The organism is Mesorhizobium sp. ES1-6 (assembly GCF_020164775.1).
Lineage (GTDB): Bacteria > Pseudomonadota > Alphaproteobacteria > Rhizobiales > Rhizobiaceae > Mesorhizobium.
The window spans coordinates 323015-347806 of sequence record NZ_JAIUGU010000005.1 but is presented as its reverse complement, the minus strand read 5'-3'; the positions used below and the strand labels follow the sequence as shown (position 1 = coordinate 347806).

The following is a 24792-nucleotide window of genomic DNA, read 5'->3' as shown; positions in this document are numbered from 1 at the left end:
CCGAGCTCAACCCAGCACGGTCATCACCTGGCCGCGCCGCTCCGGACTGAAGCGGATGACGACGATGATACAGACGGCGACCACGCCGGCGAACAGGGCCAGCGCGTAGCCGTAGCTGCCGCCGGCTGCCTCGGCGATCCCCGCCTGATAGGGACCGCCATAGGAAGCGGCGAGATTGCCGGCCTGGTAGATGAAGCCGGGCAAGGTCGCGCGCACAGCGCCCGGCGACAGCTCGTTGAGATGCACCGGGATGACGCCCCAGGCGCCCTGGACCGCGACCTGCATGACGAAGGCGCCGACGGCCAGCATGAAGGGCGTGGAACTGTAGGCCCATAGCGGGATCGCCGGCAGGGCGATGATGCAGGCCAAAGTGATGGCGTTGACGCGACCGATCTTCTCCGACAGCGCGCCGAAGGCCAGGCCGCCGACAATGGCGCCGATATTGGCGACGATGGTGATCCAACTCACCGTATGCGGGTCAAAGCCGTGCTGCTTCTTCAGGAAGGTCGGGTAGAGATCCTGCGTGCCGTGGCTGAAGAAATTGAAGAACATCATCAGCACCACGGCATAGAGCGCGACGCCCCAGTGCTTCTGCAGCGTCTCCAGAAGCCCCGGCCGGGGCTGTTTCCGCGCCTCGACGAAGGCCGGCGACTCCGGCACGTGCGAGCGGATGAAGAGGACGATCAACGCCGGAATGAAGGAGAGCAGGAACATGGCGCGCCAGCCGACGGTATAGCCGCCGATCGTCTGCTGGTAGATCAGGCCGTAGACCACCGCCGCCAGGAGGTAACCTGCCGGATAGCCGCATTGCAGGATGCCCGAGACGAGGCCGCGAGCGCTGGGCGGAATGGATTCCATGGCGAGCGAGGAGCCAAGCCCCCATTCGCCGCCCATGGCGATGCCGAACAAAGCGCGCAGCGCCAGGAAGATGCCAAGATTGGGCGAGAAGGCGGCGAGCGCCCCGATCACCGAATAGCTGACGATGTTGAGCATCAGGATAGGCTTCCGCCCGTATTTGTCGGCGAGCATGCCAAAGAAGAACGCGCCGATGAAGCGTGTCGCCAAGGTCAGGAACAGTGCCTTGGAAACTGCCGGGACATCGGTCCGGAATTCAGCCGCAATATCGGTGAGCAGGAATGTCAGGAGGAAGAAATCAAACGCATCCAAGGTCCAGCCCAGGAACGAGGCCAGCACGGTTTTCTTCTGCGCTGCAGTGAGATTCAAGGCGTCCTCCTTTGGTGCCCCCAAAGGAACGATATGTCGCCCTGTCGGCAAAAGAGAACAGCGATCAGCCGGCTTTCGAAAGGCCGGCGGTCACTTTTTCGTAAGGTCGAGATCGAAGACCATCAATCCTTCGGTGCCGCCTTCGAGTGCCGCGACCAGCCGTGCCCCGGCGCGCTGATGCGCCTCATGCACGAGATAGGCGTCGCGCGCCGCGGCGTCGCGGAAATCGATGGTGAAGCCATGGCTGAAACCGCGCGCGAATGGCTCGGGGCTGACATTGGCGCTGAACTGGACGGTGTCCATGCCGTCGATCACCTGCCGCAGCGCTTCGAGGTCGGCATGGATTGCCTTGCGTTCGCTGTCGGGGACATCGTTGCGAAACCTGACGAAGACACAGTGGCGGATCATCTTCATATTTCCTTCAAGCAGCCCGGTTTCCCGAAAACACCGCCGGCGGCAGCGGCTCGCGGCCGAGGATCAGGTCCGAGCCCTTTTCGCCGACCATGATGGTCGGCGCATTGGTGTTGGAGGAGGGGACGCGCGGCATCACCGATGCGTCGCAAACGCGCAACCCCTCGATACCGCGCAGCCTGAGATCCGGCGTCACCACGGCCATCTCGTCATGGCCCATGCGGCAGGTGCCGACCGGATGGTGATCGGTCTTGGAGGTGCGGCAGGCATAGTCGATCAACTCGTCGTCGCCGGCGAGCGAGGGGCCAGGCAGCACTTCGCGCATGATGTAGGGGGCAAGCGCCTTCTGCCGCATGATCTCGCGCGCCAGCCGCAGCCCCTTGAGCGACATGGCGCGGTCGTAGGGATCGGACCAGTAGTTGGGGTCGATCAGCGGATGGTCGGCAGGGTTGGCGCTTTTCAGCCGCACCGTGCCGCGCGAGCGCGGCCGCAGGAAGGCCGAGTTCAAGGTGACGCCGGGGTTTTTCAATTTCTCCACGCCGGCCTCGATGCCGGATCCGAGGCCCAGATGGAACTGGATGTCGGGCGAGGCGGCGGTCGGGTCGGCGTACCAGAAGCCACCGGTCTCGAACAGGCTGGAGGCCACCGGTCCCTTCTTCAACAGCAGATATTGCAGGCCGGCCCAGGCGGTGCGGTGCAGCTTGGCGTAATTGTCATAGCTGTGATCGCCGGTGCATTCGGCGATGACGAACAGGTCGAGATGGTCCTGCATGTTGGAGCCGACGCCGGGCAGGTCGTGTACCGGCGTCACGCCGACCGATTTCAAATGGTCGGCCGGGCCGATGCCCGACTGCATCAACAGCTTCGGCGAGCCGATGGCGCCGGACGAGACGATCACCTCGCGGTCGGCGCGCAGGATGTTTGTCTCGCCGCCGGGTCTGTCGACAATCTCCACACCGATGGCGCGGCCTTTCTCGACGACGATGCGGGTGACCAGCACGCCTGTCCTGACGGTGAGGTTCTTGCGATCGCGGATCGGCTTCAAGTAAGCGACCGAGGCGGAGGAGCGCCGGGCATCCTTCTGGGTCAACTGGTAATAGCCGACGCCTTCCTGGGCAGCACCGTTGAAATCCGGGTTGAAGGGAATGCCCATCTCCTGGCCGGCGCGGAAATAGGCCTCGCAGATCGGCAGCGGCGCAATCGGGTTCGACACGCCGAGCGGACCCTGGTCGCCGTGGAAATCGTTGGCGTAGCGCTGGTTGTTCTCGGCGCGCTTGAAATAGGGCAGCACGTCGCGATAGCCCCAGCCGGCCAGCCCTTCCTCCTTCTCCCAGGCGTCGTAGTCGCGCGCATTGCCGCGCGTGTAGATCTGGGCGTTGATGGAGGAGCCGCCGCCGACCACCTTGGCCTGCGTGTACCAGAAGACGCGATCCTTCATGTGCTTCTGCGGCACGGTCGACCAGCCCCAGGAGGCAATGCCCTTGGTCATCTTGGCGAAGCCGGCCGGCATATGGATATAGGGGTGCCAGTCCTTGCCGCCGGCTTCGAGCAGCAGCACGGAATTGGAGGGGTCCTCGCTCAGCCGGTTGGCCAGCACGCAACCGGCCGGACCGGCGCCCACGATGATGTAGTCGGTCATTGTCTCATCCACTCACAGCCGGGGCACAGAAAGCGCGCCGTCGACATTGATGATCGAGCCGGTCGAAAATCCCAGTCTGCCGGCGGCGAGCGCCGCCACCATGGCGCCGATGTCGGAGGCTTCGCCCCAGCGTTTCGCCGGCACCAGGCCGCTGTCGATCAGCGCATCGTATTTGGCGGTCACGCCCGCCGTCATGTCGGTGCGGATGATGCCGGGCCGCAGTTCGAACACGCCGATATTTTCCGGGGCGAGCCTGAGCGCCAGGTTCTTCACCCACATGGAAAGCCCGGCCTTCGACATGCAATATTCGGCGCGTTCCGGAGAGGCCATCTCGGCGCTGACCGAGGTGATGGTGATGATCGATTTCGCATGATCGCTGGGCTGGCGCAGCATCGCCTTGGCGACGGCTTGGCTGAGGAAGACGGTGCCACGCAAGTTGATGCCGAGCGCGCGGTCGAAATTGTCGGGTTTGAGGTCCAGCAGGTCGCCCCGCACGACGGCGCCGATGCCGGCATTGTTGACGAGGCAATCGATGCGGCCGAAGGCCTGTGTGGCAGTGTCGACCAGGGAGGCGTGGCTGGAAAGATCGGCGATGTCGCATTGGGCGTAGGCAAACTTCGCGCCACGCGCGGCCAGGTTTTCCGCAAGCCGGTCGGCAGGCTTGTCGGCAAGGTCAGCGACAAGAATATCGAAGCCGGCATCGGCGAGTGCCTCCACGCAAGCCAGCCCGATACCACGCGCACCGCCGGTGACGATAGCCGCGGGGCGGGTCATTGGAAACTAGCCTTACGGACGTAGGCGCTGCCCCTCATCGCCCTGCCGGGCACTTCTCCCCGTTTAGTGACGGGGAGAAGGATGCCGTCATCGCCGCTTTCGCCAATCGCCAGCGCTGCAAAAAGGTCGCCGGCGTTGCGGCCAAGTCCCTTCTCCCCGTCCTTCACGGGGAGAAGGTGCCGGCAGGCGGATGAGGGGCGGCGCTGACCTTTCATCATGCAAGTTCCACCTTGCGGATATGGTCCGCCACCCGCAGCGCCTGGGCGGCGATAGACAGCGCCGGATTGACCGCCGCCGAGTTCGGCAGAAAACTGGCGTCGACGACGAACAGGTTCGGGTGATCGAAGGCGCGGCAGAACGGATCGAGCGGCGACGTGGCCGGGTCGTCGCCCATCTTCACCGTGCCGCACTGGTGCGAGGGCGTGCGCTTGTCGAAGGGCCGTGACAGCACGATGGGATACCCGCAGGCGCGAAAATTCGCGCGCATCACCTTGGTCAGCCCGTCCAGCGACTGCATGTTGGAGCGCCGCCATTGCATGACGATGTCCTTGCCGTCGACCATGATGCGGCTTTCGGGATCGGGCAGGTCCTCGCACATCAGGTACCAGTCGACGGCGTGGCCGGCCATGTAATCGAGCGCGAATTTCGGCACTCGTTTTACATTGGCCCTCAGCATGTTGCCGTCGATCTTGCCGAGAAGCTGGACATTGCCGAGCGGCTTGCCGCCCTTGCCATCCGAGAGATAGTAATCGTTCAGCATCAGCGTTTTCTGGTAGACGGCATCGTTCCTGCGGCGCGGATCGATCGCCAGCATGGCGCTGGAATTGTGGTTCATGAAATTGCGGCCGACCTGGTCCGAGCGGTTGGCAAGGCCTTTGCCTCGCCCCTTGCCATTACCGGGCGAGGGTGAGCGCAGCAGGATGACCGCCGAATTGACCGCGCCGGCCGACAATATCACCAATTTCGGCGCAACTTTCCTCGGCTCACCGTTCAGGCGGTAGTGAACCGCCGAGATGGTTTTGCCGTCAGCTGATGTCTCCAGATATTCGACATAGGCGCCGGTTTCGAGCTTGATGTCCGGATCGGTCAGTGCCGCCGCCAGCGGTGCCGTCTGGGCATCCATCTTACCCTGCCCGGTGTTTGGAAAAGCATCCCAGCCGGTCCTGCCCTCCTTCAGCCAGGTGTCGATGTCGACGCCGAGCGGCAGCGAGGCCGGATGCAGGCCGAGCCCCTTGAGCTCGGCGCGGGCGCGCGCGATCGGCGCCTCGTCGGGCACCGGCTTGAAGGCATAGGGAATCGAGTGGAACGGCTCGGTCGGGTCTTCGCCGAGCGCGCCGCGCACACGAAACAACTGCTCGGCCCTGGAATACCAGGGTTCGAATTCGTCATAGGAGAACGGCCAGGCCGGCGAGACGCCGCCGAAGTGCTCCATGTCGGAGAAATCCTCTTTGCGGTAGCGGATCAGCACCGCGCCGAAGAATTTCGAATTGCCGCCGACATAGTAGTAATTGCCGGGGTTGAAGGCGGCGCCGCCGGCCTCGCGCCACATCTCCTTTGGCCGGTAGTGCCCGTCGACGAAGATCGAGCGTGTGTCGCGCGCGTGCGGCGTTGCCGGCAAGGGTTCGCCACGCTCCAACATCAGGATGGAGGCGCCGCTGCCGGCCAGACCGGAGGCGATCGTGGCGCCGCCGATGCCGGAGCCGATGATGACGATATCCGGGTTTGCCATGTCTAAAGGTCTTTGTTTTGATGCATGTCGTTGTCCCAAAACCGGACCCACTTTTGGGCGACAGGCATCAGCGAATACGGCTCTCGGTCGCCGGGTCGAAGAACACCGCCTTGGTCAGGTTGAAGGCCAGCGGGGTGTTGGTGCCCGGCTGGATGTTGGCATCGGCGCGCAGCCGCGCCACCACGCCCTTGCCGCCGAGATTGGTGACGGCGAAGGTGTCGGAGCCGGCCGGCTCCACCACCTCGATATGGCAATCGGCGGTGGCGATTTGCGAGGCGTTGCGTTCGGCGCCTTCCGGATCGGTGAGCGCCTCCGGGCGAACGCCGAAGATGACCGGCTTGCCCTTGAACGCCGACAATCCGGCCGGCGCGTTGGCCATCGGCAAGGTGATCGGCTGGCGGGCCTCGCGGTCGAGCACGACGGCCAGATCGCCGCCATTGCCGCCAATGGTCGCCGGGATCAGGTTCATCGCCGGCGAGCCCATGAAATCGGCGACGAAGACATTGCTGGGGTTGTTGTAGATCTCGGCCGGCGTACCGAATTGCTGCACCTCGCCGTCGCGCATGACGGCGATCTTGGTCGCCAGCGTCATCGCCTCGATCTGGTCGTGGGTGACGTAGACGATCGTCGTCCCCGTGGTTGCGTGAAGACGCTTGATCTCGATGCGCATGTCGACGCGCAGCTTGGCGTCGAGATTGGAAAGCGGCTCGTCGAACAGGAACAGTTTGGGGTCGCGCACCAACGCCCGGCCCATGGCGACGCGTTGGCGCTGGCCGCCGGAGAGCTGGCTCGGCTTGCGGTTCAGCAGATGGCCGATCTGCAGCACCTTGGCTACCTTGTCGATCGCCTTCTGGCGTTCTTCCGCCGGCACGCCGCGCATCTCCATGCCGAAGGAAATGTTTCCGGCGACCGTCATGTTGGGGTAGAGCGCGTAGCTTTGGAACACCATGGCGATGTCGCGCTTGGACGGGTGGAGATCGGTGATGGTGCGGCCGTCGACGCGGATATCGCCGGAGGTGATCGTCTCCAGTCCGGCAATGGTGTTGAGAAGGGTGGACTTGCCGCAGCCGGAAGGACCGACCAGCACCAGGAAGCCGCCCTGTTCCAGCTCGAGATTGATCCCTTTCAGAATCTCGACCTGGCCGAAACGCTTCCTCAGACCATCAATTTCCAGAAAAGCCATTGGATTATCCTTTGACCGCGCCCGCCATCAGGCCACGCACGAAATAGCGGCCGGCGAGCACGTAGACGAGAAGGGTGGGGAGTGCGGCGATCATCGCCGCCGCCATGTTGACGTTGTATTCGACGACGCCGGTCGAGGTGTTGACGACGTTGTTCAGCGCCACCGTCATCGGCATCGCGTCGCCTGTGCCGGCATAGGCGGAGGCGAACAGGAAGTCGTTCCAGATGTTGGTGAACTGGTAGATCACGGTGACGACGAAGATCGGCATCGAGTTCGGTAGCATGATGCGGCGGAAGATCTGGAAGAACGATGCGCCGTCGACCTGCGCGGCCTTCACCAGTTCGGTCGGGAACGCCTCGTAATAGTTGCGGAAGAACAGGGTGGTGAAGCCGATGCCGTAGACGACGTGGACGAACACCAGGTTGACCGTCGGATTGCCGAGGCCGAAGCTGGTGCCGAAGGTGTTCTGCAATGTCACGCCGAAGCGGCCGAGGCTGCCCAGGATCGTCGCCATCGGCAAGAGCACCGACTGGAACGGGATGAAGCAGGCAAACAGCATCAGCCCGAACACCAGCGTCGCGCCGCGAAAACGCCATTTGGTCAGCACGTAGCCGTTCAGCGCACCCAGCATGGTCGAGATCAGCACGGCCGGAACCACCATCTTGATGGAGTTCCAGAAATAGCCCTTGATGCCGGCGCAGGTGAGGCCAACGCAGGTCTCCCCCCAGGCCTTCAGCCAGGGGGCGAAAGTCGGCGCCTTGGGCAGCGACAGCATGTTGCCGTTCTGGATCTCGTCCATGGTCTTGAACGAGGTTACCAGCATGACGAACAGCGGCATCAGGTAGAACAGCGCGAACAGCGCCAGCAGCCCGTAGATGACGATGCGGTTGACGAGTTTGACGTTCATGCCGCCGGAGGAGGGGCGGGCGGGAGTGGCGACAGCACTCATCGCGGCTTCTCCCTGAGTTCGGAATAGAGATAGGGCACGATGATGGCGACGATGGTCATCAGCATGATCACGGCACTTGCCGAGCCGACCGCCATTTCGTTGCGCTTGAAGGTGTATTCATACATGAAATTGGACGGCAGCCAGGCCGAGCCGCCGGGTCCGCCGCTGGTCAGCGCCACCACCAGATCGTACGACTTGATGGCAAGGTGCGCGAGCACGATGAAGGCCGACAGGAAGATCGGCCGTAAGAGCGGAATGACGATGCGGCGGTAGAGCTGGAAAGTGGTGGCACCGTCGATCTGCGCCGCCTTCATGATCTCGCCGTCGATGCCGCGCAGCCCGGCCAGGAACATCGCCATGATGAAGCCGGAAGCTTGCCAGACGCCGGCGATGACCACCGTGTAGATGACGAAGTCCTTGTTCTTGATCCAGTCGAAATGGAAGCTCGTCCAGCCCCATTGATGCAGCGTCTGCTCGAGGCCGAGACCTGGGTCGAGGAACCATTTCCAGGCGACGCCGGTGACGATGAAGGAGAGCGCCATCGGGTAGAGGTAGATCGGGCGCAGCACGCCTTCGCCGCGGATCTTCTGGTCGAGCAGGATGGCCAGGAACAGGCCGAGCGCCAGGCAGATCAAGATGTAGAGAAAGCCGAAAATGCCCATATTGGTGATCGACGTGTACCAGCTCGATGGCGGGTCGGTGTCGAAGGTCCAGCGCCACAATCGCTGATAGGCGCGCCCGCCGGTAATGGCGTAGGAGGGGAAGGTCTTGGAGTTGGTGAAGGACAGATAGATCGTCCACAGGATGAAGCCGTAGACGAAGACGATGGTGATGGCGAAGCTAGGCGCCAGCACGATCTTGGGCAAGGCATCCTGCAGGCGCGAGCGCACCGAGGCGCGTGACCGTTCCGGCGTCAGCTTGATCTGGGTTGTCGCTACACTGCTCATGGGGGTCCTCCCGTCGGCTTCCGGCCGATCGGCCTCAGAGACCGGGAACCTTCCCCGCCAGAGCGGGGAAGGTGTTTTGGTGCGTAACGCTTACTTGGCGTCGTCGATCGCCTTGACCAGTTCGGTCACGGCTTCGTCCGAGGTCTTGATCTGGCCGTGGACGAACTTGGAGACGACGTCCTTGTAGGCATTGGCGACAGCCGGAGGCGCGCCGTAGCCCTGGGCCAGCGAGCCGAACAGCGTGCCGCCTTCATTGGCCTTCTTCAGGTCGGCGATGCCCTTCTTGCCGCAAGCGTCGAAGTCGGTGTCAGGCACGTCGGTGCGGGCCGGAACCGAACCCTTGACGACGTTGAAGGCCGACTGGAAGCTCTTCGACAGAGTGGCGGTGGCCAGGGCGACCTGGGCAGCCTTGCGGTCGTCCGGGACGTTGAACATGCCGAACATGTCGGAGTTGTAGATCACCGAGCCGTCGGTGCCCGGGAAGCGGTAGCAGAGGAAGTCGGTGCCCGGAGTCTTGTTGGCGGCATGGAATTCGCCCTTGGCCCAGTCGCCCATGACCTGCACCAGCGCATCCCCTTTGATGACCATGGCGGTGGCGAGGTTCCAGTCGCGGCCCGAGAAGTTCGGGTCGACATAGGTGACGAGCTTGGCGAGATTGTCGAACGACTTTTTCATCGTGTCGGACTTGAGCGATTCATCGTCCAGGTCGTTCATGGCCTTTTTGTAGAACTCAGGCCCGCCGGTCGACAGCACGACGGAATCGAACATGGTGGCTTCCTGCCAGTTCTGGCCGCCAAGCGCGAGCGGGGTGACGCCGGCCGCCTTGGCCTTGTCGAGCAGGGCGATGAAGTCGTCGAAGGTCTTCGGCTCGGTGCCGCCGATCTTGTCCATCACCGCCTTGTTGATCCACAGCCAGTTGACGGAGTGGACGTTGACCGGAGCAGCCACCCACTTGCCGTCATAGACGGAGAATTTCTGCAGGGCGGCCGGAACCGACTTGTCCCAGCCTTCCTTCTTCGCCGTTTCGGTGAGATCGCCCATGACGCCGGCCGCGGCATAGTCGAGCACGGTATAGCCGAGCATCTGCGAGGCGGTCGGGTAGTTGCCGGCCGCGACCATCGCCTTCAGGGCGGTCATGGCGGCATCGCCGCCGCCGCCGGCCACCGGCACGTCCTTCCAGGCATAGCCTTCCTTGGCGAGATCGCCCTTGAGCACGTTGAGGGCGGCGGCTTCGCCGCCCGACGTCCACCAATGCAGCATCTGCACTTCCTTGACGTCTTCCGCATGGGCCGCGAAAGCCAGGCCCGATGCGAGCGCCGTTCCGATAAGCAGTTTGCGCAACATGTACTTCCTCCCTTGTTGCATTACACGACCGGTGGCAGCCCACCGGGTTCTTCCCAACTCAGCCGACCCACCATCCGGTGCGCTGGCCGCGATGAAACTGGATTGTCTTTTCCTCGGTATAGTCCTCGACGGCGCGCTTGCCGAGTTCGCGGCCCAGGCCCGACTGCTTGTAGCCACCGAACGGCAGTTCTGGATAACCTTCCATGAACGTGTTCACCCAGACCGTCCCCGAACGCACGCCCCGCGCCACCGATATGCAGGTGTCGATGCTGGCGCTCCACACACCCGCCGAGAGACCATAGGGCGTGTTGTTGGCTATGTGCAACGCCTTTTCAATCGTTTCAAAAGTCAGCACCGAGAGCACCGGCCCGAACACTTCCTCGCGGGCGACGGCCATGTTTTCGGTGACGTTGCGTAAGATCGTCGGGTCGAGATAGTGGCCGGCATTGGAAGGCAGTTGCGCCCCGCCGCTGTAGATGCTGACGCCGTCGCTCGCGGCTGCGGTCACGTAGTCGGTCACCTTGGCCAGATGGTCGGACGAAATCATCGCGCCGACCTTGGTCAGGTCGTCAAGCGGGTCGCCAACCGTTACCTTGGCCGCCAGCGCCTTCACGGCGGCCAGGAAATCGTCGGCGATCGCCTCGTGCACGATCAGCCGGCTGCCGGCATTGCAGCATTCGCCGGCATTGAAGAAGCCGCCGAACACCGCTGCATCGGCGGCGGCGGCTAGATCGGCGTCGGGGAAGACGATCTGGCCGTTCTTGCCGCCGAGCTCCATCGAGACCTTCTTCAGCGAATTCGAGGCCGAGGCCATGGTCATCTTGCCGACACGGGTGGAGCCGGTGAACGAAACCATCTCGACCAGGGGATGGCTGACCATCGGCGCGCCGACATCGCTACCCAGACCGGCGAGGATGTTGACGACGCCGGCGGGCAGGCCGGCCTCGATCAGGATGTCGCCGAGTACGAAGGTCGAGGCCGATGTCATCTCGCTCGGCTTGACCACCGCCGTGCAGCCGGCGGCGAGCGCGAAAGGCAGTTTCTGGCTGACGATCAGGAACGGAAAATTCCATGGCGTGATGATCGAGACGACACCGATCGGCTCGCGCAGCACGACGCCCAGCATGGTATCGCCGAGATTGGCGTAGCTCTCGCCGTGCAGCGTGCGGGCAAGCGAGGCGGCATAGCGCCAGATGTCGACGGCGCCGCCGATCTCGCCGCGCGCCTGGGCGATCGGCTTGCCCGATTCCAGCGCATCGAGCCGGGCGATCCCTTCCAGCCGCCCCTCGATCAGATCCGCGGCCTTGAGCAGGATCGCGGCACGCTCGGCTGCCTTCATGCGGGGCCAGGGGCCGGTTTCGAACGCCTTGTGCGCGGCCTGTATCGCCGCTTCCACCTCAGCCTCGCCGGCCTGAGCATAATGTGAGACGGTGAAGCCGTGGCCGGGGCTCCTGCGTTCCAGCACGCGGCCGTCACGGGCATCGACATGCTTGCCGTCGATCAGCAGCTTGTATGCTTTCGGCGCGGCGGCAGCCTCGGCCGGCATGGAAATCTTCAGAGCTGCATTCATGTGATTTCCACTCTGTCCTAGGAACGCGAAAAGACGGGCTTCTGCCTGATCTTAAAGGCGTCGACGCCGGCCTTGAGATCGCCGGTGAGCGCAATGAAGCCGCTGGCAAGGGCTTCGGTGGCGGCAGCGCTTTCCTCACCTTCGGCAATGGCGATCATCAGCTTGGCGGCTTCGGTCGCCAGCGGGCCGCGCTGGGCGATCTTTTCGGCCCAGGCCTTGGCTTCATCCGACGCCTTGCCGGTCCCGACGACGCGGTCGACGATGCCTAGCGCAAGTGCTTCGGCAGCCAGGAAAATCTCGCCGCCGAGAGCCATGCGACGCACCGGCTGCGCGCCGAAGCGGCGCACCGCGCGTTGCGTGCCGGACCAGCCGGGGACGACGCCGATCGAAGTTTCGGGAAAACCGAGCTTCACCTGGGTTTCCGCCACACGAAAATCACAGGCGACGGCCAGTTCCAGCCCGCCGCCGAGCGCATGGCCGGACAGGACGGCGATCGTCGGTTGCCGCAGCCGTGCCAGCCGGTCGAAGACCCGATGGCCATAGCGCACCCATTGCACCTGGAAATCGGCGGCATTCATGCCGCCCCAGGCCTCGACATCGCCGCCGGCGCAAAATCCCTTGCCTTCGCCGCGCAGAAGCACGACGCGCACGCCTTCGGCGCTTTCCGCCTCATCCAGCGCCGCTTCCAGCGCGCGCAGCATCGGGACGTCGAGCGCGTTGAATTTTTCCGCCCGGCGCAAGGTAATGACCCCAATGGCGCCATCCTGCTCGAAGGTGACGAGGCGTTCAGCCATGCGCGCCTCCGAGCGAGGCGCCGCCATTGAGCGACAGGCCGATCGGCCGATCCTGGTAGAGCGCGGCCGGCGTCACCTTGAGGTCGTTGGCTACATTGAGCGGAAACTCGGCTTGACCAAGCACATCGCGCTCGAGGTCTATGCCAGGCGCCAGTTCCGTCACCATCAGCCCGTCCGGCGTCAGCTTCATCACGCAGCGCTCGGTGACATAGGTGATGTCCTGTCCCTGCGCGACTGCACGCTTACCCGAGAAGGAGATGTGCTCGACCGCCTCGACGATCTTCTTGACCTTGCCTTCCGCGTCGATGCGGATGCCGCCATTGGCGAGCGACAGCTTGGCGCCGGCATTGAAGAAACCGGAAAACACGATCTTCTTCGCCCGCGCCGTGATGTCGACGAAGCCGCCGGCCCCGGCGGTGACATGCGGCCGCGCCGAAAGCCTGGACACGTTGACCGAGCCATGGCGGTCGATCTGCAGGAAGGACAACAGCGAGGCGTCGAAGCCGCCGGCCTGGAAATAAATGAACTGATGCGGCGATGGCATGATCGCCTCGGCGTTGGAAGCGCAGCCGAACTTGAAGTCGAGCAGCGGCACGCCGCCGACGGCACCTTGTTCGATCACCCAGGTGACCTTGCCGTGCTGGCCTTCCTCCAGGAGGATGCGTGGCACATTGGCCGAGATGCCGAAGCCGATGTTGACGGCCATGCCGTCGCGCAGCTCCATGGCGACGCGGCGCGCGATCACCTTCTGGACGTTCATCTCGGCATTGCGGAAGCTCGACAGCGGCCGGAAGATCTCGCCTGAGATTGCGGGATCGTAGGGCGTCAGCGTCGTCTGCAACTGGTCCGGCGCCACCACGACATGATCGACCAGCACGCCGGGCACGCGCACATCATGCGGCTTCAGCGTGCCGTTCTCGACGACGCGCTTGACCTGCGCGATGACGATGCCGCCATTGTTGCGGGCGGCGAGCGCCTGTTCCAGGCCGCCGAGATAGGCGCCCTCATGCTCGTAGGTCAGGTTGCCGCGCTCGTCCGCCGTGGTGGCGCGGATGATCGAAATGTGAGGGACGATGGCGCGGAAATAGAGCCACTCCTCGCCGTCGAATTGCTGCACCGAGACGATCGGCTCGTTCGCCGCGTCGTTCATGGCGCAGCCCTGGTGGCGTGGGTCGGCGAAAGTGTCGAGCCCGATCTTGGTCAGCACGCCCGGCCGCTTGGCGGCTGCTTCGCGATGCATGTCGAACAGGATGCCGGACGGCACGTTATAGGCGGCGACCGAATTGTCGCCGATCATCTTCCAGATCTGCGGCGGTTCGGCGGACGAGGGGCCGGACGGATAGGAGCCGCACAGCGTGCGCTTCAACAGGCCGGGCTTGGCCAGATGATCGATGCCCTTGATGCCATACATGTCGCCGGCGGCGATCGGGTGCAGCGTGGTGATGTCCTTCGGATGGCCCTCGCTGTCGAAGCGTTCGCCGATGGCAGAGAGCACGGCGTCGGGACAGCCAAGGCCGCTCGACGACGAGACCGAGACGACCATGCCGTCCTTGATCAGGCTGGCTGCCTGCGCCGATGAAACGACCTTGCTCAATTCATGCTCCCGAGTTTCGGGTCGATCTTGAAGGCTCTGGCGAAATTGCCCGATTGCAATGCCGCCTCGGCCGTGGCGAGCGGCCGGATCGTGCCGGCGCCACTCAGACGCCACTTGATGCTCATACCGCGCCTCCCGCGGGCCGGTTCCGCGTGCGGCGATCCGGACCACAGCTTTCCCTGACCACGAGATTGACGGCGCCGATATGGTCCTCGGCGCGCGTGGTGCGCGATTGGATCATCTTGAGCATGACGTGGGCGGCGCGTTCGCCGAGGCCGGCGGTGTTGACCGCGACGCTGGTCAGCGCCGGCACATAGTGTTCGGCCTCGACCACATCGTCGAAGCCGACGACGGCGAAATCCGCGCCGGGCTCGAGTCCGCGCTTGCGCAGCGCCAGCATGGCGCCGAAGGCGACGGCATCGTTGAAGCAGAGCGCCGCAGTCGGCGGCTCGGCCAATGCAAACGAGGTTTCCAGGCAAGCCATGCCGCCCTTGCGGTTGGTCTCGCCCTCGATGACCAGAGCGTCGCGGGCAGCGATGCCGAGCGTCTCGCAGGCCTCATGAAAGCCGCCCAGGCGCTCGTGGTAGACCACCAGGTCGGACGAGCCGCCGAAGAAGGCCAGGCGGCGATGCCCCTTGCCGATAAGATGAGCGGTGGCGAGATAGGCGCCACGATGATTATCGGGCGTGATCACCGGGATGCGGCTTTCCGGCAAGCGGCGCATGGCGAAAACGACGGGCACGCCCGCCAACTCCAGCCGCCGGAAGGCGCCTGGCGTGGTGCCGCGCGCCGGCGAAACGATGAGGCCGGCGACGCCTTGCTCCATCAGGGATTTCAGGACCTCTTCCTGGCGTACCGGATTCTCCGCCGTATTGGCGATGAACGGCACGATGCCGGCCGACTGGAAGACGCGCTCCATGCCAACCGCCAGTTCCGCGAAGAACGGATTGGTGAGATCGTTGATGACCATGCCGATGACGTTGGAATGGGCCTTGCGCAGGTTGGCGGCGCCGCGGTTGTAGACATAGCCCACATCCTCGATCGCCTTGCGAACCTTGACCGCGGTCTCGGGACGGATCAGCCCGCTGCCCTGGAGCACGAGCGACACCGTCGATTTGGACACGCCTGCCTCGCGGGCAATGTCGAAGATCGTCGCCTTGGCCCGGCTGGCCATCCCGATGTCTCCTCCCGGTTTTCTCGATCAAATCTATTGGAACGTTCTAATCGCTGGGCCATGGGTGAGTCAATCGGGTTTCTTTCTCCGTCGGAAGAGGCGATCATACGTGCTCAAACCACATGTGCATCAATGCGCTTGGTATTGCGACGCAGCAATGGTGCTGCGGCGCGCTTCGAATCCTAAAGGTTCTTGATTTATTGGAACGTTCCATTTATTAGGCGCGGCCAAGGGAGAGATCGATGGATATTGCCTTGCCTGGCGAGGGTGGCCGCAGCAGCCGCTACGCGCTTGTCGGACAGCCGGTCCAGCCAGACATCGGCGCGCGGTTCCCGCGCATCGCCTATGCCGCCGCGCATGTCGTTGCCGATCCCTTGGGAATGACCGATCCGTGGTCGCGGCCCGTTGTCGACTGGGACAGGACGATGGCGTTTCGTCATCATCTGTGGCGGCTCGGCTTCCGCATCGCCGAGGCCATGGATACGTCGCAGCGCGGCATGGGTCTCGACTGGACGAATGCAAAAGAACTGATCCGCCGTTCGATCGCGGAGGCGCGCAGCGTCGCCGGCGCCGATCTCGCCTCTGGCGCGGGCACGGACCATCTGGCGCCGGCGTCGGCCAGGACACTGGACGATGTGATCGCCGCCTATGAGGAGCAGTTCGCTTTCATCGAGGGGCAGGGCGGCAAGACGATCATGATGGCCAGCCGCGCGCTGGCGGCCGTCGCCAAGGGCCCGGATGACTATGCCTTGGTCTACGACCGCATATTGGGCCAGGCCTCCGGCAAGGTCATCCTGCACTGGCTGGGCGACATGTTCGACCCGGCCTTGAAGGGTTATTGGGGCAGCGCCGATTTCGAGACCGCGCTCAATACGGTGGTCGCCATCATCGAGCGGCATGCCGGCAAGGTCGAAGGCATCAAGATATCGCTGCTCGACGCCGGCAAGGAGGTCGCGCTCAGGAGCCGGCTGCCGGATGGCGTGGTGATGTTCACCGGCGACGACTTCAATTATCCCGAACTGATCGCCGGAGACGGCAAGCGACACTCGCACGCGCTGCTCGGCATTTTCGACGCGATCGCTCCGGTTGCCAATGCGGCGCTGGCGAAGCTGGCTGACGGCGATCGTGCCGGCTACGACGCGCTGATGGCGCCGACGGTGCCGCTGTCACGAAAAATCTTCGAGGCGCCGACCGAATATTACAAGGCCGGCATCGTCTTCATGGCGTGGCTCAACGGCCACCAGGACCATTTTTCGATGGTCGGCGGCATGCAGTCGGCGCGCGGCATCCGCCATTATGCCGAAGTCTTTCGCCTCGCCGACCAGGCAGGCTTGCTGGCCGATCCGGACATGGCGATTGCCAGGATGAAGAGCCTCTGCGCGGTCGCGGGTGTCTGAGCGGTACAGCTTTGCCCGTAGCCAGCCACTCGAGCGTTGTGGCTGACCCTCGCAAAACCCGCTGATCGCATCGGTAGCGCGAGCGCTCCGATGGATGACGATCGAATCCCGCACGCCCCGAGACGCTGGCCGCCGAGTGCTTGATCTGAAAATTCGCAGCTGCCTTGAACCATTTTCTCCCTGGATGCGACCAAGCGGCGTGTACCAACACGATCCATTGAGGAGAAATTTATATGACTATCTCGAGAAGCGTCCTTCTGGCCGCCATCGCCGTTTCGGTGCTGGCCGGCTGCAAGACGACCAACACCAGGGACTGCGATAATCTGAAGCCGAACCTGACCTACCATGGCAAATGCTGCGGCGTCGGCGACGCGCCTTGCCGCGACGGCAATGGCGGGCATGACCGGCCGGGCAATACGCCTGATCCGACACCGCAATGATTCGATAAGGGAATAGGGCAGTGGGGAAATCAGGGCGCGAAGCAGCGGCCAGGCCCTACCGCCTTATCTCATCTACTCAGCCGGCTTGGATCTGGATGGTGGGCGTGACAGGGATTGAACCTGTGACCCCTGCAATGTCAATGCAGTGCTCTCCCGCTGAGCTACACGCCCATCCGAAGCCGCGCATACACCATTTTTGGTCCGGCGCGTCAATAGCGGGAAAAGAGGAAAACACGTCGTCTCACAGCAGACCGTGGACTGACGCCGGCGGCTTGCGGAAGGCGGCTCAGGCTGCCTGCAGCATCTTCTCGACCTCGTTGACGAGATCGCGCAGGTGGAAGGGCTTGGACAGCACCTTGGCGTCTTTCGGCGCCTTGGAATCCGGGTTCAGCGCGACGGCGGCGAAACCGGTGATGAACATGACCTTGAGGTCGGGGTCGATCTCGGTGGCCCGGCGCGCCAGTTCGATGCCGTCCATCTCGGGCATGACGATGTCGGTCAAAAGCAGCGAGAACGGTTCCTCGCGCAGCCGCTCATAGGCGCTGGCGCCGTTGTCGAAATCGCTGACCTGGTAGCCGGCGCGTTCCAGCGCCTTGACGAGGAACCGACGCATATCGTCGTCGTCTTCCGCCAGAAGAATGCGTGCCATGATATCCCGTCCGAATCACCCGCCCGAGCCTGCCGCCGGGGCAGCCCGTTAACCATCCTGTATATGAGGAGGTGACGGTAAACATCAAGTGAACGCGGCGAAGCATTATCCGCATTTGGCAGGGCCAGGCGCGCGGCGAAATGCTGGACACGCGGCCAGCAAGGTGGCAGTTTCATGTCATGATGCACTGGTGTTTTCGGGTTCGTTCAAATTGAAGACGGCAGCCGAGGATTTTTCGGTCTTTCCACCCTTCGAAATCCGGTCGGGCGCCGAGCAGCGCGTCCCCTTCCTGTTCAACTCGCCGCATAGCGGCCGCTACTATCCCGAACGCTTCCTTGCCATGGCGAGGCTCGATCGCAACGCCATCCGCCGGTCGGAGGACTGCTATGTCGACGAGCTGTTCGGCGGCGCGGTGGCGCTCGGCGCGCCGATGCTGGCGGCGAATTTCCCGCGTGCCTATCTCGACGTCAACCGCGAGCCCTGGGAACTCGACCCGCGCATGTTCGCCGAGCCGGTGCCGTCCTTCTGCAACATCCGCTCCGCGCGCGTGGCGGGCGGGCTCGGCACCGTGCCGAAGCTGGTGGGCGAGGGGCTCGACATCTATGCGGGCCGCTTGCCGCTCGCCGAGGCGGTCGGACGCATCGAGGCCGTCTACAAGCCCTATCACGAAACGCTGAAGCGGCTTTTGACCAGGACCCATGCCCGTTTCGGCTTTGCCGTGCTGATCGACTGCCATTCGATGCCGGCGAGCATCCGGGTCGGCGACAGCGGGCTGCGGCCGGATTTCATCGTCGGCGACCGTTTCGGCATCTCGGCCACCGCGGCCTTGACTGAGACCGCGATCGGCCTGCTGACCGCGATGGGTTATACCGTTGCCCACAACAAGCCTTATGCCGGCGGCTTCATCACCGAGCACTATGGCCGTCCGGCGCGCCATCTGCACGCACTGCAGATCGAGGTCAATCGTGGGCTCTACATGAATGAGCGGACATTCGAGAAGGGGGCGGGCTTCGACGCGCTGGCCGACGACCTGACGCGATTTTCAGCCGATCTGATGGCAATGCCGGACCATCATTTCATCGACCTGCCGCTGGCGGCCGAATAAAACTCGCAGCCGGGCTCTCGGCTTAAAAAAAGACCGCATCGTTTGCACGATACGGTCGAAGTCTAGGGAGGAAACGCCCAAGGAGGGCATGGACAGGAAACCCTGTCCGAGGCTGAGGGTATTGTGCAGCGCACAAATGTCAAGCGATCACGGGTTTTTTAATTCAGAGTGATGTGGAAATTGGATCTCGATGACGTTCGCGTGACATTCTGGCAACAGTTATTGCGGCGGATAAATCGATAAACTGGCTTGTTTTGGTGGGAAAGTCGCGGCAAGGCCGGCTCGGGCACGCCGCAACGCGGGAGAATCAATTGGACATCAGCATCGATTTCATGCGCCGTATCGCGCAAGCGGCGGCGGCCGAGACCTTGCCGCGCTTTCGCGCCCAGGGCGCGGTCGCCAACAAGGAAAAGGGCAGTTTCGACCCGGTCACCGAGGCCGACCGCGAAGCGGAACGCGCCATCAGGGCGCTGATATCGGCCGAGTATCCCGACCACGGCATTCTGGGCGAGGAGCATGGCAGCGAGAACATTTCCAGCCGGCATGTCTGGGTGATCGATCCGATCGACGGCACGCGCGCCTTCATCTCCGGCTTGCCGGTCTGGGGGACGCTGGTCGGGCTGACGGTCGATGGCGACGCGGTCGCCGGCATGATGGCGCAGCCCTTCACCGGTGAACTGTTCTACGCCAATGCCTCGGGTTCGCACTATGAAGGGCCGGGCGGGCGGCGCAAGCTGACAACCCGCAAGACGACGAAGCTAGATGAGGCGACGCTGTTCACCACCACGCCGGCGCTGTTCAAGGGCGAGGCGCGCACGCGCTACGATGCGTTTGAAAAGCAGATCCAGCTCGCCCGCTATGGCGCCGATTGCTACGCCTTCGCCATGATCGCCTCGGGCAGCGTCGACATCGTCGCCGATCCCGGATTGAAGCCCTATGACATCGTCGCGCTGATCCCGATCATCGAGAAGGCCGGCGGTGTCGTCACCACTTTCGACGGCGGCCCGGCGGAGAATGGTGGCGATGTGCTGGCGGCCGCGACACCGGAGCTTCATGCCGCCGCCATGGCTGCGCTGCGCGGCTGATGTCGCCACTGGTCAGCGCGGTCGTATCGAACGCTGGAATTCCGCCGGCGTGCGCCCGTAGGCCTGCTTGAATGCCGCACTGAAATGGCTGTGGCTGGAGAAGCCGAGATCCATGCCCAGCGTGGTCAGATTGTCGTAGCGGCCAAGCAGGTCGAGCGCACGCGCCAGCCGCAGGCGCAGATGATAGCGATAGAGCGGCATGGCCTCGACCTGCTGGAACAACTGCGTCAGGTAGACCGGCGAGACGCCGACCTCGGCGGCAATCCCGGCCAGCGTCCAACGTCGCGACAGGTCCGAAGACAAAACGAGCTTGGCGCGGTCGACCAGCTTCTGCCTGCCCGGGCTGGCGCCCGCGACATGCGAGGTGCGCTCGCCGAGCGAGCGCCGCACCAGAGTCAGCGCAAGCGTCTCTGCCTCCAGCGTTTCGGCGACGTTGCGGCTCAGGCCGTGGCGCAGCAGCGCCACCAGCGCCTGTGCGCGCGGATCGATGCGCCGGCGCTGGCGCCGAAACGCCAGCATGCCGCCGAAGCGCAGCTGCTCCTTCGGCGCCAGCTCGCGCAACTGGCCTTCCTCGATGACGAGATCGAGGCAGGCGTCGCCGCCCTCGACGGGGTGGCTGACCCGATAAGGCTCGGCCTCGTTGAAGAACAGCAGTTGGTTGGCTTCCGCGACCGCGTCGTTGCGGCCGACATGGCGCACGAAGACACCGCGATAGGGAAACGCCAGATGCGTGGCGCCAGTGCATTCCTCATCGCTCCTGTGACGGCATGTGCCGCTGCAGACGACGTCCCTCACCCGGACGGTACCGGTGTCCAGAAGCGGCTGCACCGTGAATTGCGACATGGCCGTTGCGCTCGTCCCTCATGCCGGAAACGAATCCGGAATTGCGGATGGCAGTTTACGCAAGCGGCCTGCCCAATCCTGTCAGGAGACTTCTTCGACAGGCGCTTCTCAATCCCAAGAGCAGGTCGCTTTTCATTGAAAACGGCGACCTGCTCTTGCTTCTTGTTAGCGCCGCCTGAATTCCGCATAGGCCTGGCCGCGCGACAGCCCGATGTCCTTGAGCTGTTCATCGCTCATTTCGAGCAAGGCGAGGCGGCTTCTTCGTTTCTCCATCTGGCAGCCGAACCATCTCGCCGCCGCGACGCATTGGGCTTGCAAGGACCGCCGCATGGTCGTGGCGCGTGCTGCCGGCGCCGCGCCGGCCAGGCGCTGCGCTGCTGTGTAGTCGGCACACATTGCTCAATCCTCGCCTGCACCGGCCGCCGAGGCGCCGGCTTCGTTCAGCGCTTGCGCGCATTCCTCGCAGCAGACTTCGACGGTCTTGCCGCCGACCTTGACCCGGATCGGGTTGGCATCGAGCTGGCAATCGCAGGCGGCGCAGGTTTTCTCGGTCATGATCTCATCTCCTTGGCGTTCAATTCGACGCGGACAGATGAGCATTCCGGGGCGGCGGGGGCTGTCAGAATCTTTAGCACTTTGCCTGCCGAGGGGTCGGCTGGTGCGCTCTTCCTGACAACGGGGTGTCAGCTATGCCGGCCTGTGGAGATGCCGCGGCACCGGTCAGGCCGTTGGGTCGTCCGAGCCGGGGATGAAGGCGTCGAAGGCGGCGAGGAATTGTTCGCGGTAGAGGTCGACTTCCTGCAGGATCTCGTGCTTGGCGCCGTCGATCATCAACAGCGAACCGAGCCTCAGATTTCTGGCGTATGTTTCCACCGCCTTGGTCGAGACGACCTGGTCGGCACCAGCGGCGATGATCAGCAGCGGCACTTGGATGCGGGCCATGAAGTCGGGGTCGCTGATGGCTTCCGACGCCTTCGCCGCCGCCTGCAGCCAGCGGATCGTCGGGCCGCCGAGCGCCAGTTGCGGATATTCTTCATAGATGCGCGTGTTGCGGCGGTAGCGCTGCGGATCCGACGTCACCTTGTTGGCTTCGAAGGGCAGCGTGTGTCTTGGCCGTGGACCCCAGGCGGCATAGAGCCAGCCAAGCCCCAGGGCGCAGAAAACCGAACAGACCCGGCGCACCGTCCTGATCGAGACGGGCAGGTCGGGCAATGTCAGGAACGGCGCGATCAGCACCATGCGCCGCACGCGGTTCACCATCGACGGCGCTGCAAGCAGCGTGATCACCGCGCCGGCGGAATGGGCGAGGATGTAGTAGGGGCCACGGCAGTCCGGCAGCACGATCTCCTCGAAGAACTGCTCCAGGTCAGCCGTATAGTCGCGGAACGACCTGACATAGCCGCGCTGGCGATCGCGGATCAGCCGGTCGGAATCGCCCTGGCCGCGCCAGTCGAGGGTGGCGACGCCGAAGCCGCGGGCGGCGAGGTCGCGGATGGTCTCGAAATATTTCTCGATACACTCGTTGCGGCCGCCGAGCAGCACCACTGTGCCACGCATTGGACGCGCGACCGCCGCGAACAGGCCATAACGTATCTTTTTGCCGTCGCGCGTGGTGAAGAAGCCGCCCGTGGCGTTTTCCGGTCGCGGATTGCCCTCGACTTCGTGAAAAAAGGGTGTGTCGTGGAAAAGGTCCGTCATTCGGCGCTTCGTGCTTGGCGTCTTCGGGTGCCCGCCTGATAGGGCCGGCCCGTCAAGGTGATAGACGCCAATGCGTCAAAAGCAAAGGAATTCCGGGTGCGGCAAGACCGGCAACGGGGAAGGCCGGAAGCCGCTCGAAGGCGTGCTTCCGGCCCCTGTCGATCCGGGAGGAAGGGACGTTAACACCCGGTTCGGCCTCGTTGCGGATGCATGGGAAGTCAGATTTCCAGCGCCGCTAGTCCTTGAAGTTGACTGGACCATACCAGCTTCTGTCTGAACGCGGACCGAAGCGCCGGTTCATCTGCCGTTCATCAGGGATCACCGGAGCACGAGCGAACAGACGGATCCGCCGCCAATCAAAAATCTTGAAATGGCTCAGTCCGCTTCCCAAATGTCTCCTGCGGCCGCCAATGTCGGGGCCGCTGGTCCAGCCGAAACGCCGCTCACGGGTTTCGCACCGGCCATACGCAAACCATGTTGCTCAACAGGAGAACACCTCATGCGTCACGTTGATTTTTCCCCGCTTTACCGTTCGACCGTCGGCTTCGACCGTCTCTTCACGATGCTGGATTCGCTCGCGCAGCCCGATGGCGCGCAGACCTATCCTCCCTATAACATCGAGCGCACCGGCGAGGATTCCTACCGCATCTCGATGGCGGTTGCCGGCTTCTCGGATGAAGAGATCTCGATCGAAGCCCATCGCAATGTGCTGACCGTGAAGGGTGAGCGCAAGGACGAGGGCACCGGCGAAGGCTCCGAGTTGCTCTATCGCGGTATCGCCTCCAGGTCCTTCGAGCGCCGCTTCCAGCTTGCCGATCACGTTGAAGTCGTCGGCGCCGCGCTGAAGAACGGCCTGCTCTTCGTCGACCTCAAGCGCAACATTCCCGAGGAATTGAAGCCGCGCAAGATCGCGATCACCTCGGCTCCGGCCAAGGCCAAGCAGATCGAGGCCAAGACCGCTGCGTAACTCCTAAAGTCTCCTCCCGAGACGGAAGCGGCGCCGAAAGGCGCCGCTTTTTTTGTTGTCCGTGGGATCGCTGTTATCCGGCGATCAACTGGCCGAAACGATCGACCTCCTCGGAGGTGGTGGCGAAGCTGGTGACGAAGCGATAGAGCAACTCGTCCTCACCGACATGGCCGTCAAAGCCATGCGGCCTGTGCCAGTCGTAGAAGGCGGCGCCCGCCGCCTGCAGTTTCTCGGCTTCGGTGTTCTTGATCACCGCGAACACCTCGTTGGCCTGCGGCAGCCAGGCGAGCTTGGCCGTGGCCGAATCCTCGATCGCCGCGGCCAGGCGCGCGGCCATGGCGTTGGCATGCCTGGCGGTGTCGAGCCACAGCCCGTCCTTGAAATAGGCTTCGAACTGGGCCGCGACGAAGCGCGACTTCGAAAACAGCTGAGCGGCACGCTTGCGCAGGAAGGACAGTTCCTTGGCCCGGTCGAGGTCGAACAGGACGATCGCCTCGGCGCACCAGCAGCCGTTCTTGGTGCCGCCGAAGGACAGGATGTCGACGCCGCGTTTCCAGGTCATTTCGGCCGGCGTGGTGTCAAGCGCGGCCAGCGCATTGGCAAAGCGGGCGCCGTCCATGTGCAGCGGCACGGAATGGTGTCTGGCGATCGCCGCGATCGCTTCGATGTCGGCCAGGCCATAGACCGTGCCGACCTCGGTCGACTGGGTGATCGAGACGGCCATCGGCCGGCCCCAATGCACTACTTCGCCGGCGAAACGGCTGATCGCCCTGTCCAGATTGTGCGGCTCGATCTTGCCCAGGGACCCATCGACGGCGTGCAGCCGCGAGCCGCCGGAAAAGAATTCGGGCGCGCCGCACTCGTCCTCGATGACATGCGATTCGCGGTGCGCGAAGGAAATGCCGCCGGGCTTGTTGTAGGCCGTCAGCGACAGCGAATTGGCGGCGGTGCCGGTCGCCACGAAGAACACGGCGACTTCCCGCTCGAAAATCTCGTTGAAGCGCTGATAGACGGCCTGGTCAAGGGCACCATCGCCATAGGCGGTCGAAAAGCCGCCGGTATGGGCCGAGAGGCCGGCCGCAATGCTTGGGTGGGCGCCTGCCCAATTGTCGGAAGCGAAGAACATGCGTTTGCCTGTGTTGGGAAAATCGCCGGGACCTTGACCGGTTTCATGGCATGCCCGCAAGAGCCAGCCACCAGAAAACGGGTAAAGCCAGCGTCAGGCCCGCAGCGCCGTCTAAGACCGAAGCTTGCGGTTTGCGCTCGCCTCACGAAA

25 protein-coding genes and 1 tRNA gene are annotated in these 24792 nt (G+C 63.8%); 5 read left to right on the top strand and 21 right to left on the bottom strand.

All coding sequences use genetic code 11. The features are described 5' to 3' along the window. Positions 1–6: 6 nt before the first annotated feature. The 14 genes from LB564_RS16190 to LB564_RS16130 all read right to left on the bottom strand — a co-directional run bounded on the left by LB564_RS16190 (position 7) and on the right by LB564_RS16130 (position 15332). Positions 7–1224 carry an MFS transporter gene (locus LB564_RS16190; protein WP_224539143.1) on the bottom strand — a complete coding sequence of 406 codons (1218 nt, stop codon included), beginning with the start codon at positions 1222–1224 and terminating at the stop codon, positions 7–9. 90 nt (positions 1225–1314) lie between these two features. After that, a complete protein-coding gene (locus LB564_RS16185; RefSeq protein WP_140704338.1) occupies positions 1315–1632 on the bottom strand; it encodes a Dabb family protein in 318 nt (105 codons plus the stop codon). A 13-nt stretch (positions 1633–1645) separates the two neighbouring features. Then, entirely contained in the window at positions 1646–3274 is a 1629-nt protein-coding gene (locus tag LB564_RS16180; protein ID WP_224539141.1) for a GMC family oxidoreductase, read from the bottom strand. Positions 3275–3286: 12 nt separating this feature from the next. Further along, on the bottom strand, positions 3287–4048 hold the full coding sequence (locus LB564_RS16175; RefSeq protein WP_224539139.1) for a 3-ketoacyl-ACP reductase: 762 nt from the start codon (positions 4046–4048) through the stop codon (positions 3287–3289). Between the two features lie 214 nt (positions 4049–4262). Then, complete coding sequence (locus LB564_RS16170; protein WP_224539138.1) at positions 4263–5777, bottom strand: GMC oxidoreductase; 1515 nt, start codon at positions 5775–5777, stop codon at positions 4263–4265. Positions 5778–5844: 67 nt separating this feature from the next. Then, on the bottom strand, positions 5845–6960 hold the full coding sequence (locus tag LB564_RS16165; protein WP_224539136.1) for an ABC transporter ATP-binding protein: 1116 nt from the start codon (positions 6958–6960) through the stop codon (positions 5845–5847). 4 nt (positions 6961–6964) lie between these two features. Next, the gene (locus LB564_RS16160) at positions 6965–7909 is read right to left on the bottom strand and encodes a carbohydrate ABC transporter permease (protein WP_140704348.1); all 945 of its coding nucleotides are present in this window, start codon (positions 7907–7909) and stop codon (positions 6965–6967) included. Beyond that, positions 7906–8856, bottom strand: a complete 951-nt coding sequence (locus LB564_RS16155) for a carbohydrate ABC transporter permease (protein ID WP_140704350.1) — start codon at positions 8854–8856, stop codon at positions 7906–7908. Before LB564_RS16155 ends, LB564_RS16160 begins: the two co-directional genes overlap by 4 nt. A gap of 90 nt (positions 8857–8946) precedes the next feature. Then, positions 8947–10200, bottom strand: a complete 1254-nt coding sequence (locus tag LB564_RS16150; protein ID WP_140704359.1) for an ABC transporter substrate-binding protein — start codon at positions 10198–10200, stop codon at positions 8947–8949. Between the two features lie 58 nt (positions 10201–10258). Beyond that, on the bottom strand, positions 10259–11770 hold the full coding sequence (locus LB564_RS16145; protein ID WP_224539134.1) for an aldehyde dehydrogenase family protein: 1512 nt from the start codon (positions 11768–11770) through the stop codon (positions 10259–10261). A 17-nt stretch (positions 11771–11787) separates the two neighbouring features. Beyond that, a complete protein-coding gene (locus tag LB564_RS16140; RefSeq protein WP_224539132.1) occupies positions 11788–12564 on the bottom strand; it encodes an enoyl-CoA hydratase/isomerase family protein in 777 nt (258 codons plus the stop codon). Continuing rightward, positions 12557–14158 carry an acyl CoA:acetate/3-ketoacid CoA transferase gene (locus LB564_RS16135; RefSeq protein ID WP_224539130.1) on the bottom strand — a complete coding sequence of 534 codons (1602 nt, stop codon included), beginning with the start codon at positions 14156–14158 and terminating at the stop codon, positions 12557–12559. The genes LB564_RS16140 and LB564_RS16135 overlap by 8 nt, the downstream gene beginning before the upstream one ends. After that, positions 14155–14283: a hypothetical protein gene (locus tag LB564_RS31480; protein WP_263491352.1), complete on the bottom strand. Its 129-nt coding sequence runs from the start codon at positions 14281–14283 to the stop codon at positions 14155–14157. The genes LB564_RS16135 and LB564_RS31480 overlap by 4 nt, the downstream gene beginning before the upstream one ends. Then, positions 14280–15332, bottom strand: a complete 1053-nt coding sequence (locus LB564_RS16130; RefSeq protein ID WP_140704367.1) for a LacI family DNA-binding transcriptional regulator — start codon at positions 15330–15332, stop codon at positions 14280–14282. Before LB564_RS16130 ends, LB564_RS31480 begins: the two co-directional genes overlap by 4 nt. Before the next feature lie 242 nt (positions 15333–15574). On the opposite strand from LB564_RS16130, the gene LB564_RS16125 reads away from it, so the two are divergent. Both LB564_RS16125 and LB564_RS16120 read left to right on the top strand, forming a co-directional pair. Next, positions 15575–16729, top strand: a complete 1155-nt coding sequence (locus tag LB564_RS16125; protein WP_224539129.1) for a dihydrodipicolinate synthase family protein — start codon at positions 15575–15577, stop codon at positions 16727–16729. A gap of 233 nt (positions 16730–16962) precedes the next feature. Continuing rightward, complete coding sequence (locus LB564_RS16120; protein ID WP_224539127.1) at positions 16963–17169, top strand: hypothetical protein; 207 nt, start codon at positions 16963–16965, stop codon at positions 17167–17169. Between the two features lie 96 nt (positions 17170–17265). On the opposite strand, the gene LB564_RS16115 is transcribed toward LB564_RS16120, so the two are convergent. Beyond that, positions 17266–17340: transfer RNA gene (locus LB564_RS16115), tRNA-Val, on the bottom strand. 115 nt (positions 17341–17455) lie between these two features. Next, positions 17456–17818: a cell cycle two-component system response regulator CpdR gene (cpdR, locus tag LB564_RS16110; RefSeq protein WP_006199474.1), complete on the bottom strand. Its 363-nt coding sequence runs from the start codon at positions 17816–17818 to the stop codon at positions 17456–17458. 163 nt (positions 17819–17981) lie between these two features. Between cpdR and LB564_RS16105 the strand changes: the two genes are divergently transcribed. Next, positions 17982–18923 carry an N-formylglutamate amidohydrolase gene (locus LB564_RS16105; protein ID WP_140704372.1) on the top strand — a complete coding sequence of 314 codons (942 nt, stop codon included), beginning with the start codon at positions 17982–17984 and terminating at the stop codon, positions 18921–18923. Between the two features lie 311 nt (positions 18924–19234). Continuing rightward, on the top strand, positions 19235–20008 hold the full coding sequence (gene hisN / locus LB564_RS16100; RefSeq protein ID WP_224539125.1) for a histidinol-phosphatase: 774 nt from the start codon (positions 19235–19237) through the stop codon (positions 20006–20008). 12 nt (positions 20009–20020) lie between these two features. On the opposite strand, the gene LB564_RS16095 is transcribed toward hisN, so the two are convergent. The 4 genes from LB564_RS16095 to LB564_RS16080 form a co-directional block, all read right to left on the bottom strand. Beyond that, positions 20021–20851, bottom strand: a complete 831-nt coding sequence (locus tag LB564_RS16095; RefSeq protein WP_140704375.1) for a helix-turn-helix transcriptional regulator — start codon at positions 20849–20851, stop codon at positions 20021–20023. Positions 20852–21016: 165 nt separating this feature from the next. Then, positions 21017–21247, bottom strand: coding sequence for a DUF1127 domain-containing protein (locus tag LB564_RS16090; RefSeq protein ID WP_140704377.1), 231 nt, complete (start codon positions 21245–21247; stop codon positions 21017–21019). A gap of 3 nt (positions 21248–21250) precedes the next feature. Further along, positions 21251–21406 carry a hypothetical protein gene (locus tag LB564_RS16085; protein WP_181173637.1) on the bottom strand — a complete coding sequence of 52 codons (156 nt, stop codon included), beginning with the start codon at positions 21404–21406 and terminating at the stop codon, positions 21251–21253. Between the two features lie 165 nt (positions 21407–21571). After that, positions 21572–22549, bottom strand: coding sequence for an alpha/beta fold hydrolase (locus LB564_RS16080; RefSeq protein WP_140704379.1), 978 nt, complete (start codon positions 22547–22549; stop codon positions 21572–21574). A gap of 499 nt (positions 22550–23048) precedes the next feature. On the opposite strand from LB564_RS16080, the gene LB564_RS16075 reads away from it, so the two are divergent. Continuing rightward, positions 23049–23516, top strand: a complete 468-nt coding sequence (locus LB564_RS16075; RefSeq protein ID WP_140704381.1) for an Hsp20 family protein — start codon at positions 23049–23051, stop codon at positions 23514–23516. Between the two features lie 73 nt (positions 23517–23589). Here LB564_RS16075 and LB564_RS16070 read toward each other — a convergent pair whose 3' ends face one another. Further along, positions 23590–24642: a threonine aldolase family protein gene (locus LB564_RS16070; protein WP_140704383.1), complete on the bottom strand. Its 1053-nt coding sequence runs from the start codon at positions 24640–24642 to the stop codon at positions 23590–23592. Between the last annotated feature and the right edge of the window lie 150 nt (positions 24643–24792).

Coding starts and splice junctions, on each gene's coding strand:
- LB564_RS16070 (WP_140704383.1), bottom strand. CDS start 24,642: ATGTTCTTCGCTTCCGACAATTGGGCAGGCGCCCACCCAAGCATTGCG.
- LB564_RS16125 (WP_224539129.1), top strand. CDS start 15,575: ATGGATATTGCCTTGCCTGGCGAGGGTGGCCGCAGCAGCCGCTACGCG.
- LB564_RS16080 (WP_140704379.1), bottom strand. CDS start 22,549: ATGACGGACCTTTTCCACGACACACCCTTTTTTCACGAAGTCGAGGGC.
- LB564_RS16155 (WP_140704350.1), bottom strand. CDS start 8,856: ATGAGCAGTGTAGCGACAACCCAGATCAAGCTGACGCCGGAACGGTCA.
- LB564_RS16140 (WP_224539132.1), bottom strand. CDS start 12,564: ATGGCTGAACGCCTCGTCACCTTCGAGCAGGATGGCGCCATTGGGGTC.
- LB564_RS16075 (WP_140704381.1), top strand. CDS start 23,049: ATGCGTCACGTTGATTTTTCCCCGCTTTACCGTTCGACCGTCGGCTTC.
- cpdR (WP_006199474.1), bottom strand. CDS start 17,818: ATGGCACGCATTCTTCTGGCGGAAGACGACGACGATATGCGTCGGTTC.
- LB564_RS16095 (WP_140704375.1), bottom strand. CDS start 20,851: ATGTCGCAATTCACGGTGCAGCCGCTTCTGGACACCGGTACCGTCCGG.
- LB564_RS16090 (WP_140704377.1), bottom strand. CDS start 21,247: ATGTGTGCCGACTACACAGCAGCGCAGCGCCTGGCCGGCGCGGCGCCG.
- LB564_RS16165 (WP_224539136.1), bottom strand. CDS start 6,960: ATGGCTTTTCTGGAAATTGATGGTCTGAGGAAGCGTTTCGGCCAGGTC.
- LB564_RS16175 (WP_224539139.1), bottom strand. CDS start 4,048: ATGACCCGCCCCGCGGCTATCGTCACCGGCGGTGCGCGTGGTATCGGG.
- LB564_RS16150 (WP_140704359.1), bottom strand. CDS start 10,200: ATGTTGCGCAAACTGCTTATCGGAACGGCGCTCGCATCGGGCCTGGCT.
- LB564_RS16170 (WP_224539138.1), bottom strand. CDS start 5,777: ATGGCAAACCCGGATATCGTCATCATCGGCTCCGGCATCGGCGGCGCC.
- LB564_RS16145 (WP_224539134.1), bottom strand. CDS start 11,770: ATGAATGCAGCTCTGAAGATTTCCATGCCGGCCGAGGCTGCCGCCGCG.
- LB564_RS16180 (WP_224539141.1), bottom strand. CDS start 3,274: ATGACCGACTACATCATCGTGGGCGCCGGTCCGGCCGGTTGCGTGCTG.
- LB564_RS31480 (WP_263491352.1), bottom strand. CDS start 14,283: ATGAGCATCAAGTGGCGTCTGAGTGGCGCCGGCACGATCCGGCCGCTC.
- LB564_RS16160 (WP_140704348.1), bottom strand. CDS start 7,909: ATGAGTGCTGTCGCCACTCCCGCCCGCCCCTCCTCCGGCGGCATGAAC.
- LB564_RS16185 (WP_140704338.1), bottom strand. CDS start 1,632: ATGATCCGCCACTGTGTCTTCGTCAGGTTTCGCAACGATGTCCCCGAC.
- LB564_RS16120 (WP_224539127.1), top strand. CDS start 16,963: ATGACTATCTCGAGAAGCGTCCTTCTGGCCGCCATCGCCGTTTCGGTG.
- LB564_RS16130 (WP_140704367.1), bottom strand. CDS start 15,332: ATGGCCAGCCGGGCCAAGGCGACGATCTTCGACATTGCCCGCGAGGCA.
- LB564_RS16085 (WP_181173637.1), bottom strand. CDS start 21,406: ATGACCGAGAAAACCTGCGCCGCCTGCGATTGCCAGCTCGATGCCAAC.